General features: G+C 59.7%; 14 protein-coding genes, 1 other RNA gene and 2 pseudogenes. 12 read left to right on the forward strand and 5 right to left on the reverse strand.

What is annotated here, in order from left to right; genetic code table 11:
• The coding region (locus tag CINSTRO3249_RS04405; RefSeq protein WP_143146879.1) for an integrase core domain-containing protein at window positions 1-229 on the forward strand (229 nt) is incomplete at its 5' end.
• Window positions 230-268: 39 nt separating this feature from the next.
• A pseudogene (locus CINSTRO3249_RS04410) lies at window positions 269-874 on the forward strand (oxidative stress defense protein); the annotation flags it as partial.
• Window positions 875-1,140: 266 nt separating this feature from the next.
• Here the strand turns inward: CINSTRO3249_RS04410 and CINSTRO3249_RS04415 are convergent.
• Window positions 1,141-2,034 carry a LysR family transcriptional regulator ArgP gene (locus tag CINSTRO3249_RS04415; protein WP_074012350.1) on the reverse strand — a complete coding sequence of 298 codons (894 nt, stop codon included), beginning with the start codon at window positions 2,032-2,034 and terminating at the stop codon, window positions 1,141-1,143.
• Window positions 2,035-2,218: 184 nt separating this feature from the next.
• On the opposite strand from CINSTRO3249_RS04415, the gene rpiA reads away from it, so the two are divergent.
• Entirely contained in the window at window positions 2,219-2,875 is a 657-nt protein-coding gene (gene rpiA / locus CINSTRO3249_RS04420; protein ID WP_074012351.1) for a ribose-5-phosphate isomerase RpiA, read from the forward strand.
• Between the two features lie 294 nt (window positions 2,876-3,169).
• Entirely contained in the window at window positions 3,170-4,402 is a 1,233-nt protein-coding gene (serA, locus tag CINSTRO3249_RS04425) for a phosphoglycerate dehydrogenase (protein WP_074012352.1), read from the forward strand.
• Between the two features lie 338 nt (window positions 4,403-4,740).
• Here the strand turns inward: serA and CINSTRO3249_RS04430 are convergent, their stop codons facing one another.
• From CINSTRO3249_RS04430 to zapA, 3 genes are all read right to left on the reverse strand, one after another.
• On the reverse strand, window positions 4,741-5,370 hold the full coding sequence (locus CINSTRO3249_RS04430) for a 5-formyltetrahydrofolate cyclo-ligase (protein WP_074012353.1): 630 nt from the start codon (window positions 5,368-5,370) through the stop codon (window positions 4,741-4,743).
• A gap of 19 nt (window positions 5,371-5,389) precedes the next feature.
• A non-coding RNA gene (gene ssrS, locus CINSTRO3249_RS04435) (6S RNA) lies at window positions 5,390-5,573 on the reverse strand.
• Window positions 5,574-5,616: 43 nt separating this feature from the next.
• Window positions 5,617-5,946 (reverse strand): cell division protein ZapA, encoded by a 330-nt coding sequence (zapA, locus tag CINSTRO3249_RS04440; protein ID WP_025420993.1) that lies wholly within the window; start codon window positions 5,944-5,946, stop codon window positions 5,617-5,619.
• 179 nt (window positions 5,947-6,125) lie between these two features.
• Here zapA and CINSTRO3249_RS04445 point away from each other — a divergent pair, with 179 nt between their 5' ends.
• The 7 genes from CINSTRO3249_RS04445 (at window position 6,126) to gcvP (ending at window position 15,360) form a co-directional block, all read left to right on the forward strand.
• Entirely contained in the window at window positions 6,126-6,713 is a 588-nt protein-coding gene (locus CINSTRO3249_RS04445) for a YecA/YgfB family protein (protein ID WP_074012354.1), read from the forward strand.
• A gap of 75 nt (window positions 6,714-6,788) precedes the next feature.
• Window positions 6,789-8,108, forward strand: coding sequence for a Xaa-Pro aminopeptidase (gene pepP / locus CINSTRO3249_RS04450; protein WP_074012355.1), 1,320 nt, complete (start codon window positions 6,789-6,791; stop codon window positions 8,106-8,108).
• Complete coding sequence (gene ubiH, locus CINSTRO3249_RS04455) at window positions 8,105-9,283, forward strand: 2-octaprenyl-6-methoxyphenyl hydroxylase (RefSeq protein WP_074012356.1); 1,179 nt, start codon at window positions 8,105-8,107, stop codon at window positions 9,281-9,283. The genes pepP and ubiH overlap by 4 nt, the downstream gene beginning before the upstream one ends.
• Before the next feature lie 31 nt (window positions 9,284-9,314).
• On the forward strand, window positions 9,315-10,532 hold the full coding sequence (gene ubiI / locus CINSTRO3249_RS04460; RefSeq protein WP_074012357.1) for an FAD-dependent 2-octaprenylphenol hydroxylase: 1,218 nt from the start codon (window positions 9,315-9,317) through the stop codon (window positions 10,530-10,532).
• A gap of 356 nt (window positions 10,533-10,888) precedes the next feature.
• A complete protein-coding gene (gcvT, locus tag CINSTRO3249_RS04465; RefSeq protein ID WP_074012358.1) occupies window positions 10,889-11,986 on the forward strand; it encodes a glycine cleavage system aminomethyltransferase GcvT in 1,098 nt (365 codons plus the stop codon).
• Window positions 11,987-12,015: 29 nt separating this feature from the next.
• Window positions 12,016-12,411, forward strand: coding sequence for a glycine cleavage system protein GcvH (gcvH, locus tag CINSTRO3249_RS04470; protein WP_074012359.1), 396 nt, complete (start codon window positions 12,016-12,018; stop codon window positions 12,409-12,411).
• Between the two features lie 84 nt (window positions 12,412-12,495).
• The gene (gene gcvP, locus CINSTRO3249_RS04475) at window positions 12,496-15,360 is read left to right on the forward strand and encodes an aminomethyl-transferring glycine dehydrogenase (RefSeq protein ID WP_074012360.1); all 2,865 of its coding nucleotides are present in this window, start codon (window positions 12,496-12,498) and stop codon (window positions 15,358-15,360) included.
• Window positions 15,361-15,602: 242 nt separating this feature from the next.
• Here the strand turns inward: gcvP and CINSTRO3249_RS04480 are convergent, their stop codons facing one another.
• Window positions 15,603-16,211, reverse strand: coding sequence for an HD domain-containing protein (locus CINSTRO3249_RS04480; RefSeq protein WP_074012361.1), 609 nt, complete (start codon window positions 16,209-16,211; stop codon window positions 15,603-15,605).
• 210 nt (window positions 16,212-16,421) lie between these two features.
• On the opposite strand from CINSTRO3249_RS04480, the pseudogene CINSTRO3249_RS04485 reads away from it, so the two are divergent.
• Window positions 16,422-16,622, forward strand: a pseudogene (locus CINSTRO3249_RS04485) (hemolysin III family protein); the annotation flags it as partial.
• Window positions 16,623-16,740 lie beyond the last annotated feature (118 nt).

Raw genomic sequence — 16,740 nt, forward strand, 5'->3', positions numbered from 1 at the left:
CGGCGACTCCTACGATAATGCGATGGCAGAGAGTATCAACGGGTTGTACAAAACGGAGGTTATCCACCGCGGGAGCTGGAAAAACCGGACGGAAGTGGAGTTGGCCACGCTGGACTGGGTGGACTGGTACAACAACAGAAGGCTGCTCGGGCGGCTGGGTTACATCCCTCCTACTGAAGCCGAAATGAACTATTACGCTTTGCAATTAGCATCAGAGGAAGCGGCGTAGTATTGCCAAAATTACTCTCTAATAAACTCGGGGTTATTCAATGCGACGCCGGATATTGCCACGCTGTCCATTGAGGTGTCCATTTCGTCCAAAGATGCGGCGGATGCCAAAAAGCAGGCCGATGACCGCGTTGCGCAATATTTCGACTTCCTCAAGAAGAACGGCATCGCCAGTAAAGATATTAATGCTGCCAATTTACGTACTCAGCCGGAATACGATTATCTCAAAACCGGCGAGTCGGTGCTGAAAGGCTATAAAGCGGTGCGCCAGGTGCAGGTGACCCTGCATCAGCTGGATAAGCTCAACGAATTGCTGGACGGCGCGCTGAAGGCGGGCTTGAATGAAATCCGCTCGGTGGATCTGGGCGTAGCTAATCCCGAGCAATATCGCGCTCAGGCCCGCCAGAAGGCGATTGATGACGCTACGGCGCAGGCGCGTGCGCTGGCGGAAGGCTTCCACGCTTCGCTGGGACCGGTCTACAGCATCCGTTATCATGTCGCCAATTACCAGCCGATGCCGGCGGTGCGGATGTTCAAAGCCACCAGCGCCTCCGCCCAGGCCGATGCCGATCAAACCTATGCCCAGCAATCGATTCACTTCGACGATCAAGTGGACGTGGTATTTGAAATGAAGCCGCAGCCCTAATCCCAGCGCATTTGGGTCGGCGGAGCGTGGTGGTTCATCTCGCTGTCCCGGTCGCTTTACAAAACGGCGGGAAAAGATTAACTGCGCCGGCCCGGCAGGCGTGGGCGTGGGCGTGAACATGGCAGGGGAGCCTTTATCGTGCCGCCGCAAGCGGCGCGCACGGCGAAGTCACTACGCTGCACGGTCCCGGTCAGCGTCCGGTGCCGGGCGCGGTAGCGGCCATCGCGCCGGGGCCGTCGGCGGTCTGCGCGTGGTGCACTGGTTTCTCAGTCCTGGAGCAGGACCTGATGACCGTGATCCAGCAAGGCATCCGTCACTTTACGCATCATACGGCTTTCCGGCGCAAAACGGTGCCAGTACAGCATGCGGCGCTGATGCAACCCCGGCGTCAAATCGATAAGCTCGCGCTGCTCCAGTTCGCGTTCGATCTGCAAATGCGGGATCATACAGCAGGTGGTGCCCTGTCGCGCCAGCTGCACAAAGGCCTCAGAGGAATTAACGATATGGCACGGGACGCTGCCGGGAGAGAGATCAAAGTTCTGCTGCAGGAAGGACTGGTGCATATCGTCGAGATGATCAAACGCTACAGCGGGCGCCTTGAGCAAGGCGCTGCGAGTGACGCCATTGGGAAAGTAACGCGCCGCGAACGACGGCGACGCGACGAACAAATAATCGAGCGCGCCCAGTCGGTCCACCAGGCAGCTCGGCAGCGGCTGGGGTTGAATACTGACCGCGCCCACGACTTCGCCGCGACGCAGGCGTTCCTGGGTGCGGGTTTCGTCTTCCACCTGTAGATTTAAACGAATCGGCGAATCGCTCAGCACCGGTTTAAGCGCCGGCAGCAGCCAGGTGGCAAGGCTGTCGGCGTTAACCGCCAGCGAAAGCAATAAGGGGGTATCGCTGCCGGTATCGTTGCCCAGCCACTCTTCTTCCAGCAATTCCACCTGATGCAGCAACGCCAGTAATTTCTGCCCCTGCTCGGTAGGGCGGGGAGGAATAGTGCGCACCAGCAGCGGCTGGCCAAACAGGTTTTCCAGCTGTTTAATGCGCTGCGACACGGCCGACTGGGTAATACACAATTTCTGCGCGGCACGTTCAAATCCGCGCTCGCGTATTACGGCGTCAAGCGCCTGGAGCGTCCGATAATCCGGGCGTTTCATTCATCTTCCCCTGTCAGCATGATATCCCTGCACTATGCCATAGTTTTACACGATTGCGTGCGCAATGTCTCGCGCTCGACTCACGGCCTCGCGCGGCCGAGGTTGTGGTAATCTTCACGCCATTGCCGCAAAGATTGATTTATACTGGCGGCCACACAGAATTGCACACGGGCAAAAACAGACCATGACGCAGGATGAACTGAAAAAAGCGGTCGGCTGGGCCGCGCTGAAATATGTCCGGCCCGGCACGATTGTGGGCGTGGGGACCGGCTCTACCGCGGCGCATTTTATCGACGCGCTGGCCTCCGTCAGGCACCAAATCGACGGGGCGGTATCCAGCTCCGAGGCATCGTCTGCCAAATTGCAAAGCCTGGGCATCCCATTATTCGACCTAAATGAGGTGGATTCTCTGGACATTTACGTTGATGGCGCCGATGAGATTAACGGCAGTATGCAAATGATCAAAGGCGGGGGGGCGGCGCTGACCCGCGAAAAAATCATCGCCGCCGTGGCGCGTAAATTTATCTGTATTGCCGATGCCAGCAAGCTGGTGGACGTGCTCGGCACCTTTCCCCTTCCGGTAGAGGTGATCCCCATGGCTCGCGCCTGGGTGGCACGCGAATTGGTTCGCCTGGGCGGTGCGCCGGTCTATCGCCAGGGCGTAGTGACCGACAACGGCAATATCATCCTGGATGTCCAAAATCTGGCCATTATGGATGCGGTGGCGCTTGAGGAGCAAATCAACAATATCCCAGGCGTGGTTACCGTTGGCCTGTTCGCGCGTCGCGGCGCCGATGTGGCGCTTATCGGCAGCGAGCAGGGCGTCAAAATCATTGGCTAAACCGACCGTCGGCGTGCGGTTAACCCCGCCGCCGACGATGTCAATAAAAATCCGATAATATGTTTTATTTTCCCACCCTGAATTTAGTGATTAATTTCACACTTTTCGTCCTTGCCTACCGGATATCGTTACGTTTGCCAACCTGCCAGACGATTAATCCATAACCTGACCTTATGGCTGTGTCTTATGCTGTCGCTCCCGGCCCCATGCCGGTTGCCGGCCCGGTAATTTTTGTTATTTTGTCGGAGTGCTGCGCGTCGCAGCCGCATCGTGAGCATCTTAAAGGGTCGGGAAATGGCAAAAGTATCGCTGGAAAAAGATAAGATTAAATTTCTGCTGGTGGAAGGGGTTCACCCGTCGGCGCTGGAGAACCTGAAGCGCGCCGGTTACACCAATATTGAGTATCACAAAGGCGCATTGGATACCGAAACGCTGAAAAACGCGATCCGCGACGCTCACTTTGTCGGCATCCGTTCCCGCACCCATCTGACAGAAGAGGTCTTCGCCGTGGCGGAGAAACTGGTGGCGGTAGGCTGTTTTTGCATCGGCACCAACCAGGTGGATCTGCCGGCGGCGCTGAAGCGAGGTGTTCCGGTATTCAATGCGCCTTTCTCCAACACGCGCTCCGTGGCGGAAATGGTGTTGGGGGAGATGCTGCTCATGATGCGCGGTATCCCGGAGGCCAATGCCCGGGCCCATCGCGGTCAGTGGAACAAACAGGCGCAGGGCAGCTATGAAGCGCGCGGCAAAAAGCTCGGGATTGTGGGTTATGGCCACATCGGCACTCAACTGAGTATTTTGGCGGAAAGCCTCGGGATGCAGGTTTTTTTCTACGATATCGAAAGCAAGCTGACGTTGGGCAATGCGCAACAGGTCGCCACGCTGGCCGAACTGCTGGCGATGAGTGATGTGGTAAGTTTGCATGTGCCGGATACGCTGTCGACGCGCAATATGATGGGGAAAACCGAACTCGCCCAAATGAAACCCGGTGCGTTATTGATCAACGCCTCACGCGGCACGGTGGTGGATATTGCTGCGCTGTGCGCGGCGATGGCCAGCAAACATCTCGCCGGGGCGGCGATAGACGTTTTCCCGCAGGAGCCTGCCACCAACAGCGATCCGTTCACCTCGCCGCTGTGTGAATTCGATAACGTTATTCTGACGCCGCATATTGGCGGCTCTAGTCAGGAAGCCCAGGAAAATATCGGCATTGAAGTGGCTGGCAAACTGGTCAAATATTCCGATAACGGTTCTACCCTGTCGGCGGTGAATTTCCCCGAGGTGTCGCTGCCGGAGCACGGCGAGCGCGTCAGCCGTTTGTTGCATATCCATGAAAACCGTCCCGGCGTGTTAACCCGTATTAACCAGATTTTTGCCGAGCAGGGGATCAATATCGCCGCACAGTATCTGCAAACGACGCCGGAAATCGGTTATGTGGTCATTGATGTTGAAACCGCGGCGGAAGACACCGCGCTGCAATTAATGAAAGCGATTCAGGGCACCATTCGCGCCCGCTTGCTTTACTGATGGCTTAACGCCATGCTCGGCGCGCGATGGCTATCATCGCCGCCGGCGAGAATAAAGAAACCCGCCGCATGCCATGGCGGTCATCGACGGCGGTGTGAGTGGAGTAAGTTAAGGTCTGCGCATGCACTGGCGGTCAGCAACGGCGGTGGGAGTGACGTAAGGTCAGCCTGGCCCCTCTCAAGGCGGCTACTCTGAGGGTGGGAGTAAGGCTAGCCCGGCGCCATGTCTCCATGGTCTCAGTTCGACCGCGCTCTTGCGGCGGGCGTAGAGCAGGGTTTTGCGCCCTCCCGTGCTGGGAAATGCCATTCCGGTTTGGCAAACAAAGGGCAAAAACGGCGTCAGCCGTTTTTTTTCACCCCGGCGTCATGCCAGCGCCAGTGGCGGGAGGGGGTGATAATTTCTGGAAGGCCGATATCCCACTGTTCCACCGGCAGTGGCTCCGCCACCTGCTGACAATCGTGCGCCAGCCCAATAGGGTAAAAGCCCGCCCGCGGCCGCCAGTGTTGCAGCGTGCGGTCATAGAAGCCGCCGCCCATGCCGAGGCGCTGCCCCTGACTATCAAACGCCACCAGCGGCGTGAACAGGATATCCAGGCCGGCGAGCGGCAGTAGGGTGGTGATGTCCAGCTGAGGTTCGCGTATCCGTAACCGGTTCAACACCAGCGGCGTGGCGGCGGTATAACGCATAAACAGCAAATGGCCGGGGGTGAAGGGATGCAGCACCGGCAGATATACCAGCTTGCCGGCGGTCCACAGCGCGTCAATCAACGGCCGGGTATCTAGCTCGCCGTCAAACGACAGGAAGACGGCCAGGGTGCGGGCGCTGTGGATGCGGGGGTCGTTCATGACGTGGCTGACGACGCGCCGGGCGGCAGCCGTTTGCTGCTGCGGCGACAGGGCTCGGCGCCGTTGGCGGATTTGGTTGCGCAGCGACTGCCGCAGCAGTGATTTTTCCATTGACCAAGTCATAGGGAAACGGTGCTTAAAGGGGATCTCCGAGATGCCGCCGCAGGCTGTAACCCTTGAACCCTTGGTTCAAGGTGAACGCAGCGTCGAGACCTTAAGGCTTCTCGGACAAGCCGAGCATGCGCACCGGTCAGGAATCGCCACATTCTTGTGGTATGAAATATCGGCTCAGGGGACTGACCCGCTGGCGAACACCTCAGAGAAATTTGGTTTTCCGCCCGCGGTTTCGGCCCCGCGGCGCGTATGTCGTCATTCGAACTGGTTTCCCGGACGTTCCGTTATGCGGCCCTGTTCAACCAGCGCCTGCTCAATCGTTTGTTGCAGCAGGCGGATACGTTGCTCCATGTTGGCTGCATAATCCCGGGTTTTCAACCTTTCCTGCGCCAATTCGTGACAGACGTTCAAGGCGGCGATGAAAACAAGTTGTTCCGTATTGGTGACTCTAGTTCGAACTTTCAGATCTTGCAACCGCTGATTAAGATCTTCCGCCGCCTGATTCAACGCTTCTTGTTGTTCAGGGGGGCAATTGACCCGTAATGTACGGCCAAAAATTTGTATATCTACCGGTTGTGCGGACATACCACCTTCCTGCCTTTGTTACCGCGCCAACCCCCGCCTGTGCCGATGAATGCCGACGAGGCGCGAAGGGGCGCAACTATAATCTATCTAAAACAGAAGTTACAAGCCCTTTCTGGTATAGCGACGGACCTTGGTGGTAGCATAACACGAACTTATCCCGCCAACATTGATGAAAGCGCATGTCTAAACAAAATACCTTCCCCGATTACGAAAATCTGAACCGGCTGTTGGCCGCACAGGCAGTGGCATTAACCGCGGCGGAAATGCATGGCTTGCTTAGCGGGATACTCTGCGGCGGTAAACAAAACGACGGTTGGCAGGTTCTGGTACATGAATTGACCAATGAGGGACTGGCGTTTACCCAAACGCTGGCCGGGCCGCTGCGCGAGCTGCATCAGGCCACCGCCACTGCGTTGGCGGACGCATCGTTCCAATTTCAATTGCTGCTGCCGGCGGACGACGACGACGGCGCCACGCTCTTTGCGCGCGTGGATGCGCTGGCCGGCTGGGTGAACCATTTTCTGCTGGGACTGGGCGTGGTGCAGCCGCAACTCGACAAGGTACAGGGCGACGTGCGCGAGGCGATTGACGATCTGCGCAATATCGGTCAATTAGGATATGACGAGGACGAAGACCGCGAGGCACTGGCGCAATCGCTGGAGGAAGTGATTGAGTATGTCCGTATGGCCGCTATCCTTTGCCATAATGACTTTACCCGCCCGGATGACGACGCGGCGCCTGCGCCGGCCGCTCCGGTATTACATTGACGACAACGCCGGATCTGAACCGGTGTTTTGGCCGCGGCTTGCGAGCCGAACATTTCAATTAGGCTGGAGGGAGCGATGACTCCACAAGAATATACCCGCCGTCGTCAGGGGTTGCTGGCGAAAATGGCGCCGGGAAGCGCCGCGTTAATTTTTGCCGCCCCCGAGGCGACGCGCAGCGCCGACAGTGACTATCCCTATCGCCAAAACAGTGATTTCTGGTATTTCACCGGTTTTAACGAGCCACAGGCGCTGCTGATCTTGGTCAAAAGCGATGAAAGCCACCATCACTGCGTCTTGTTTAACCGGGTGCGGGATAAAACCGCTGAAATCTGGACCGGCCGCCGTTTGGGGCAGGAGGCGGCGCCGGAGCAGCTGGGGGTTTCCCGGGCGTTGCCGTGGGACGACATCGGCAGTCAATTGCATCTGCTGCTCAACGGTCTTGACGTGGTTTATCACGCCCAGGGCGAATATGAGTTCACCGACAAGCTGCTGTTCAGCGCGCTGGATAAACTGCGGCGCGGCGCGCGTCAGCAGTTGCAGGCGCCGGCCACGCTGGTCGACTGGCGGCCTTGGGTGCACGAGATGCGGCTTATTAAATCCGAAGAAGAGCTGGCGGTGATGCGCCGCGCCTGTGAAATCACCGCTCTGGCGCATACCCGCGCCATGCAGCAATGCCGGCCCGGCCTGTACGAATACCAGTTGGAAGGCGAAATAAAGCATGAATTCAACCGTCACGGCGCGCGCTTTCCGTCCTACAGCACGATTGTCGGTAGCGGTGAAAACGGTTGCATTTTGCACTACACGGAAAACGCCTCCCGCATGCAAAGCGGCGATTTGGTGTTGATCGATGCCGGCTGCGAATACCAGGGCTACGCCGGCGATATCACCCGCACCTTCCCGGTCAATGGCCGTTTCTCGCCGGAACAGCGCGCTGTTTATGATCTCGTTCTGGCGATGCTTAACCGCGCGCTTGCGCTTTATGGTCCGGGGCGCAGTATTCAGGAGGTGAGCGAGGAAGCGGTGCGCATCATGGTCGCCGGTCTGGTGAAGCTTGGCGTGATGAAAGGGGAGGTGGAGACGTTGATTGCCGCACAGGCGCATCGGCAGTTTTTTATGCATGGCCTAAGCCATTGGCTGGGGCTGGATGTCCACGATGTCGGTGATTATGGCTCCTCGGAGCGGAGCCGGGTTCTGGAGCCGGGTATGGTGCTGACCATCGAACCGGGCATTTATATCGCCAGCGACGCCGATGTGCCCGCCCCTTACCGCGGTATCGGTATCCGCATTGAGGACAATATCGTTATCACCGCCACGGGTAACGACAATCTCACCGCCTCGGTGGTCAAGGAGGCTGACGCGATTGAAACCCTCATGGCGGCGGCGCGCCAAGGATGACCGTCACCATTATCGGCGGCGGCATGGCCGGCGCGACGCTGGCGCTGGCGCTTTCGCATCTAAGCCGCGGTACCCTGCACATCGATCTGGTGGAGGCGCAGACGCCGGAAAGCCGCGATCATCCGGGGTTTGACGCCCGCGCCATTGCTTTGGCGCAGGGGACCTGCCGCGAGCTGACCGCCGTCGGCGTCTGGCCGGCGCTGGCGTCCTGCGCCACTGCCATTACCCGGGTAGAGGTGAGCGACCAAGGGCATCTGGGGAAAGTCCAGATCGCGGCCGAGGACTATCGGCTGCCGGCGCTGGGCTATGTTGTGGAGCTGCATGCGGCCGGTAAACGGCTGTTCGAGCTGTTACGCGAGGCGCCCGGCGTGCGGCTGCATTGCCCGGCGACGCTCACGCGCCTCAGGCGCGAGCGCGAGGAGACGATCATCACCCTGGATAATGGCGTGACGCTTAACGCGCGGCTGGCGGTGGCGGCGGACGGTTCGCGCTCGCCGCTGGCGTCGCAGTGCGGCATCCAATGGCGGCAGCGCGATTATCAGCAAATGGCGGTTATCGCCAATATCACTACCGCCGTACCCCACGGCGGCGACGCCTTCGAGCGGTTCACCGCCCAGGGACCCTTGGCATTGTTGCCCATGTCCGGCGGGCGCAGTTCTCTGGTCTGGTGCCTGCCGGCGGCGCTTCGGCATGAGATTGCCGGCTGGGATGACGGGCAGTTTTGCCAGGCGTTGCAGCGGGCGTTCGGCTGGCGGCTGGGGCGCATTACCGCCGCCGGCGCACGCCAGTGTTATCCGCTGCGCTTACGCACGGCGCAGCGGCATATTGCCCACCGTCTGGCGCTGGTGGGCAATGCCGCGCAGACCTTGCATCCCATCGCCGGCCAGGGATTCAATCTCGGCCTGCGCGATGTGATGACGCTGGCGGAAACGCTGGCGCAGGCGGCGGCCCAGGGGGAAGATATCGGCGACTATGCCGTGCTGTCGCGCTACCAGCGGCGTCGTCAGCCGGATCAGGCGGCTACCGTCGGCATTACCGACGCCTTGATCCATCTGTTCGCCAACCGTCATTTGCCGTTAGTGGTCGGCCGTAATCTGGGGCTGCTGGCCATGGCTCATATTCCGTCGCTGCGCGATGCGCTGGCGCGTAAAACGCTGGGCTGGGTGGCCCGATGACCCTGTCCGGCACGCAAGGATCCAATACGCTATGCAAGCATTCGATATAGTCATTAACGGCGGCGGCATGGTCGGTCTGGCGCTGGCCTGCGGCCTGCAGGGGAGCGGACTGCGCGTGGCGGTCATTGAGCGTCAGGCGCCGGAGGCGATCCCACCTGCCGACCGGCCGGCGCTGCGGGTTTCTGCCATCAACGCCGCCAGCCGGCGCCTGTTGCAACATGTGCAGGTCTGGGACGCCATCACCGTGGAGCGGGCCAATCCTTACCGGGGCATGGAAGTCTGGGAGCGGGACAGTTTTGGCCGTATCGCCTTCGATGGCGCCGAGCTGGGGTATCCAGAGCTGGGACATATTATTGAGAATCCGGTCATTCAACAGGCGCTATGGCGACGCGCGGGAGAACTGGCGGAGGTGACGCTGATAACGCCCGCCTCGCTGCGCCAGGTGGCCTGGGGAGAAAACGAAGCGTTTATCACCCTTGACGACGATCGGATGCTGACGGCCCGGCTGGTGGTGGCAGCGGATGGCGCCCACTCCTGGCTGCGCGCCCAGGCTGATATCCCGCTGACCTTTTGGGACTATCAGCACCATGCGCTGGTGGCCACCGTTCGCACCGCGCACCCGCATGGCAATATTGCCCGTCAGACGTTTCACGGTGACGGTATTCTGGCGTTTTTACCCCTAAGCGATCCTCATTTAAGCTCCATCGTCTGGTCGCTGCCGCCGACGGTGGCGCGTGAACGCCTGACGGCGCCGGCGGAGGCATTCAACGTCGCGTTGGCGACAAACTTCAGCCTGGCTTTGGGCTTATGCGAGTTGCAGGGAGAGCGGCAAACCTTCCCGCTTACCGGCCGCTATGCGCGTAATTTCGCCGCCCATCGTCTGGTGCTGGTAGGGGATGCCGCCCATACCGTCCATCCGCTGGCGGGGCAGGGCGTAAATCTGGGCTTCATGGACGTCGCGGTGCTGCTGGGAGAGGTGCGGCGCCTGCGAAAAGCCGGCAAGGATATCGGCCATTACCCGTACTTGCGACGCTACGAGCGCAGCCGCAAACACAGCGCCGCATTGATGTTGGCGGGCATGCAGGGGTTTCGCGAGCTCTTCGCCGGCCAGCATCCGCTAAAAAAATGGGTCCGCGACGCGGGGTTGCGGCTGGCGGATACGCTCCCCGGCGTGAAACCGCGCTTCATTCAACAGGCGATGGGATTGCATGATTTACCCCCCTGGTTGACGGACGCGTCCTTCGACTGAATTATTCTAATTTTACCTTAGCATTTGGATTACATTTTCTAATCCGATTGCCAAACCCCGCCGGGATTAACAAAGCCGCGGCGGGGTTTTTTGTTATTAAACTTGTCATTTCTGCGCCTCGGCGCCTGTATTGTGCGCCGTAATCCGTCTAGAGGTAGCATAAAATAGCGTTCTGCTTTCCATAATTTTCACATGGCTTTCCGGCCGGCCGATAATTTAAGTTATGGTTTCCACCGCCGTTCGGTGATAACTTCTGCCCAGAAGGTATCGTTTGCGTCGGCCCTCATTACCCGCCCGGGCAAGGGGTTTGCGCGCTTCGGTAATTATCTGTCTTCCCATTGAGAAAGTGAGAAAAGATGGCTCAGCAGACCCCGCTGTATGAAGAGCACCTCGCGTGCGGCGCCAAAATGGTGGATTTCCACGGCTGGATGATGCCGCTCCACTATGGTTCCCAACTGGATGAACATCATCAGGTGCGGCGCGATGCCGGCATGTTTGACGTGTCGCACATGACTATTGTCGATTTAGCCGGACCGCGCACCCGCGATTTTCTGCGCCATCTGCTGGCCAACGATGTTGCCAAGCTGACGGTGCCCGGCAAAGCGCTTTACACCGGCATGCTTAACGCGTCCGGCGGCGTGATAGACGACCTTATTGTCTATTTCCTTTCCGAACTGGAATTCCGTCTGGTTGTCAACTCCGCGACCCGTGATAAAGACGTTGAGTGGGTAACCCGCCACGCCGAGCCATATCAGGTAACGGTGACCCTGCGCGACGATCTGGCGCTGATCGCGGTGCAGGGGCCGCAGGCGCAAAGCAAGACGCAGACGCTGTTTAGCCCGCAACAGCGGCAGGCGGTAAGCGGAATGAAACCGTTTTTTGGCGTTCAGGCCGGTGAGTTGTTTATTGCCACCACCGGCTATACTGGCGAGGCTGGCTACGAGATTGCGTTACCGGCAACCCAGGCCGCCGATTTCTGGCGGCAACTGCTGGCGGCCGGCGTGAAGCCCTGCGGCCTGGGCGCGCGCGACACCCTGCGGCTAGAAGCGGGGATGAACCTCTACGGTCAGGAAATGGATGAGGGGATCTCTCTGCTCGCGGCCAATATGGGTTGGACCATCACCTGGCAGACGGAGGAGCGCGATTTCATCGGACGCGAGGCGCTGGAGGCCCAGCGCGCCGCCGGCGACGGCGAGCAATTGGTCGGGCTGGTGATGACCGAAAAAGGCGTATTGCGCAACGGCCTGCCGGTCCATTTTTCCGACGCTGCCGGTAACATGCAGCAAGGGATCATCACCAGCGGCTCGTTTTCGCCGACGCTGGGCGTCAGCATTGCGCTGGCGCGGGTGCCGGCCGGTATCGGCCAGCAGGCAATAGTTTTGATCCGTAACCGCGAAATGCCGGTTAAGGTCACCAAACCCGGTTTTGTGCGCGCCGGTAAAGCGGTTGCGTAATAATTAACTTTGTCAGAGTGAGGATGGCGATGAGCAATGTGCCGACAGAACTAAAATATACCGCATCCCATGAGTGGGTGCTTCATGAAGGCGATGGCGTATACTGCGTCGGGATCACCGAGCATGCCCAGGAACTGTTGGGCGACATGGTGTTTATGGACTTGCCCGAGGTTGGTGCCACGTTTTCCGCCGGCGAAGATTGCGCGGTGGCGGAATCGGTGAAGGCCGCGTCGGATATTTATGCGCCTATCAGCGGCGAAATCGTGGCGGTGAACGACGATCTGGAAGCGTCGCCGGAGCTGGTCAACAGCGCGCCTTACACCGATGGCTGGCTGTTCAAAATCAAGGCGACCGACGACCGTGAAGTGAACGAATTGCTCGACGCCGCCGCTTATCAGGCCGCCATCGACGAAGAAGACGAATAACGCCGACGCCCCGGCCGCGACCGCCGGGGCGCACCTTGCGCTTACCCTTTTCCGGTCCCATGCCCGATGCAGGAATTGTTGTCCATGACCCAGACTCTTAGCCAGCTTGAACATCATGACGCCTTTATCGCGCGTCATATCGGCCCTTCCGCGCCGCAACAGGCGCATATGCTTGCCACCGTGGGCAGCGATTCCCTGGCGGGGCTTATTGCCCAAATCGTGCCAGCGGACATCCAGCTTGCCGCTGCGCCCGCCGTGGGCGACGCGACGACGGAAGCCCAAGCCCTGGCGGAGCTGAAGGCTATCGCCGGTCAAAATCAGCGCTACAAATCCTTTATCGGCATGGGCTACAGCGCGGTGGTGACGCCGCCGGTCATTCTGCGCAATATGCTGGAAAACCCCGGCTGGTACACGGCCTACACGCCCTACCAGCCCGAAGTGTCCCAGGGGCGGCTGGAAGCGTTGCTTAATTTTCAACAGCTAACGTTGGATCTGACCGGTCTGGACATCGCCTCGGCCTCGCTGCTGGATGAAGCCACCGCGGCGGCCGAAGCCATGGCGCTCGCCAAACGCGCCAGTAAACTGAAGCAGGCCAACCGCTTTTTCGTCGCCGACGACGTGCATCCGCAAACCCTGGATGTCCTGCGCACCCGCGCCGGTACCTTTGGCTTTGAACTGGTCATCGACAAGGCACAGGCGGCGCTGGAGCATCCCGACCTGTTTGGCGTGCTGTTGCAGCAGGTAGGCACCACCGGTGAACTACACGACTATCGCGCCCTGATGGCCGAACTCACGCGCCGCAAAATCATCAGCGGCGTGGCGGCGGATATGCTCTCGCTGGTGTTGCTGGCGGCACCCGGGGAGCAGGGCGCCGATGTGGTATTCGGCTCGTCGCAACGCTTCGGGGTGCCGATGGGGTACGGTGGCCCGCACGCGGCGTTTTTCGCCGCCCGCGACGAAATGAAACGCGCCATGCCGGGCCGCATTATCGGTGTTTCCCGCGACGCCGCCGGTGATACGGCTTTGCGCATGGCGATGCAAACGCGCGAGCAGCACATTCGCCGCGAGAAGGCGAACTCGAACATTTGCACGTCGCAGGTGTTGCTGGCCAATATCGCCGGTCTGTATGCCGTCTATCACGGTCCGCAGGGGCTCAAACGCATTGCCGGGCGTATTCACCGGCTGACCACGATTCTGGCGCAGGGGCTGCGCGACGCCGGCCTGACGCTCAGGCACGATCGCTGGTTCGATACCCTGACCGTCGAGGTGGCCGATAAAGCGGGCGTGCTGGCGCGCGCCGACGCCGCCGGCATCAATTTGCGCAGCGACATTCACGGCGCGGTGGGCATCACCCTTGACGAAACGACCTTGCGCGAAGATGTGCAAACCCTCTGGCAGGTGGTGACGGGGGCTGCGGGCACCTTGGCTATCGACGCGCTGGATGCCGGCCGCGACGAGGTGATCCCGCCGGCATTGCTGCGCGCCACGCCTATCCTGACGCACGAGGTGTTCAACCGCTACCACAGCGAAACGGAAATGATGCGCTATATGCACCGGCTGGAGCGCAAGGATCTGGCGCTGAATCAGGCGATGATCCCCCTCGGCTCCTGCACGATGAAGCTCAACGCCGCCGCCGAGATGATCCCCATTACCTGGCCGGAGTTTGCCGAGCTGCATCCTTTCTGCCCCCCTGAACAGGCGGCGGGGTATCAGCAGATGATCGCCCAGCTGTCGCGCTGGCTTATCCAACTGACCGGCTACGATGCCCTGTGCATGCAGCCGAACTCGGGCGCCCAGGGCGAATATGCCGGTCTGCTGGCCATACGTCGTTATCACGAGAGCCGCAATCAGGGCGAGCGTCATATCTGTCTTATCCCCAGCTCCGCCCACGGCACCAACCCGGCGTCGGCGCAGATGGCCGGCATGTCGGTCACCGTGGTGGCCTGCGACAAGAATGGCAATATTGATTTGCACGATTTGCGCGCCAAAGCCGAACAGGCCGGCGAGCAGCTGTCGTGCATTATGGTGACCTATCCCTCGACCCACGGCGTCTATGAAGAAACCATCCGTGAAGTGTGCCAGATAGTGCATCAGTACGGCGGCCAGGTTTATCTGGACGGCGCCAACATGAATGCGCAAGTGGGGATTACCTCGCCTGGTTATATCGGCGCCGATGTGTCTCATCTCAACTTGCATAAAACCTTCTGTATCCCCCACGGCGGCGGCGGTCCGGGTATGGGTCCCATCGGCGTGAAAGCGCATCTGGCCCCGTTCGTCCCGGGCCATTCGGTGGTGGAGCTCGATGGTGTGCTTACCCGCCAGGGGGCGGTCAGCGCAGCGCCGTTCGGCAGCGCGTCGATCTTACCTATCAGCTGGATGTATATCCGGATGATGGGCGCGGAAGGGTTGAAACAAGCCAGCCAGGTGGCCATTCTTAACGCCAATTATATCGCCACCCGGTTGCAGCAGGCCTATCCGGTGCTGTATGCCGGCCGTGACGGCCGCGTGGCCCACGAATGTATCCTGGATATCCGGCCGCTGAAAGAGGCCACCGGCATTAGCGAAATGGATATCGCCAAACGCCTGATCGACTACGGTTTCCACGCGCCGACCATGTCTTTCCCGGTAGCCGGCACGCTGATGGTCGAGCCGACCGAATCGGAAAGCCAGCTGGAGCTTGATCGCTTCATTGACGCCATGCTGGCGATCCGCGCCGAAATCCAGCAGGTGGCGGACGGCGTCTGGCCGGCGAGTGATAATCCGCTGGTCAACGCCCCCCATACCCAGCGTGAGCTGGCCGGCGAGTGGCGCCATCCGTACGATCGTCAGACTGCGGCGTTCCCGGCAGGGTATGGCGATAAATACTGGCCGGCGGTGAAACGGCTGGACGATGTTTATGGCGACCGCAACGTGTTCTGCGCCTGCGTGCCGTTGAGCGATTATCAGTAAGCATCATGGCCGCGTCGCGGCCTCACGGCCAGGACGGCCGGCATCAGAGCGGTAACCACCGCTCGGGCGCCGGCCGTGGGTGATGAAGGCGGCTAGCGCCGGCGGCGTAGTCTTTGCCAACAGTGGCTGCATGCGGTTAAGACGCCGGCCGAGGGAGATAAATGCAGCTAGCGCCGGCGTCATGACACTCGCCGAGCGTTAACGGTGCTCCCTCGCCGGGCGGACCACGGCCGGCCCGGCCGCTACTTCAGCCAGCCCCTTTGTTGTGCCTGCTGCAAATGTTGGCTAAGGTGCGCCCACAGCGCCGGATACACCTCGGCGATAAAGGCGTTGCGCGTTAGCACCTGATCGAGAGTGATGCCGTTCTCCACCCAGCTCTGCCCCTGGTTATGCAGATTCATCAGTACCGGCATCAGTCGGTCGATCATCAGGGCGAAACGGGCGCTGGGGGTTTCTCCCGCCTCGTATTCCAACCACAATTCATGAAACTGGCGCCGCTGCGGTGCGGGCAGCAGCCCAAACAGCCGCTGAGCCGCTTTGGCCTCCAGCGCATGCACCGCCTCGCGCCCCGCGAGGTCGTAGACCAGTACGTCACCGGCGTCGATCTCGACAATATCGTGGATTAACGCCATTTGCGTCACGCGGGTCATATCCACCCCGTCGTCGGCATAGGGAGCAAGCGTCATTGCCGCGACCGCAAAGTGCCAGCTGTGCTCCGCGGTATTTTCCTGCCGCTGGGTATTGAGCACTTTGGTGCGGCGTTGTATGTTTTTAAGCTTATCGATTTCGATGAGAAAAGCGACGACATCGGTCAGTTCACCGAATGCCAGCGTGGAAGAGGTTACAGCCATCAGGTTCCCCGGCATAATCTAATTGAACGGCCTAGTGTAGGCCAATTTGCCCACGAACTCGACTGGTATAGCTTCGCCTTGGACGGCGGGGTTTTACAATTCTTCACCGTTTATTTTCAGCGTACACATGTACACTCAACTGCCTCTCGATTACCCTATACACTGCATGCCCACGGACGAAGCTATCTTTAAGCAGAGGTCAGAAAATTTATGGGAAACAAACCATTAGCCAAAAGCTACACTCTGGCGGAAGAAATCGCCAATAGCGTCAGCCACGGCGTGGGGGTGATCTTTGGTATTGTCGGCCTGGTGCTGATGCTTAATCAGGCAGGGGAGGCGGGCGCCAACGCCCTCGCGCTGACCAGCTACAGCCTTTATGGCGGTAGTATGATTCTGCTCTATCTTATATCTTGATCATTGACTTTCAAAGGTTAATGATCCCCAACTGATCATTGGGATGTTACCGGTGAGTTTGTACTCTGCCTTAAGCTTACAGCTTGTACGTCAGATTAAACCCTGGTGACATATT

It is taken from the genome of Candidatus Sodalis sp. SoCistrobi, assembly GCF_900143145.1.
In the GTDB taxonomy this organism is placed as follows: domain Bacteria; phylum Pseudomonadota; class Gammaproteobacteria; order Enterobacterales; family Enterobacteriaceae; genus SoCistrobi.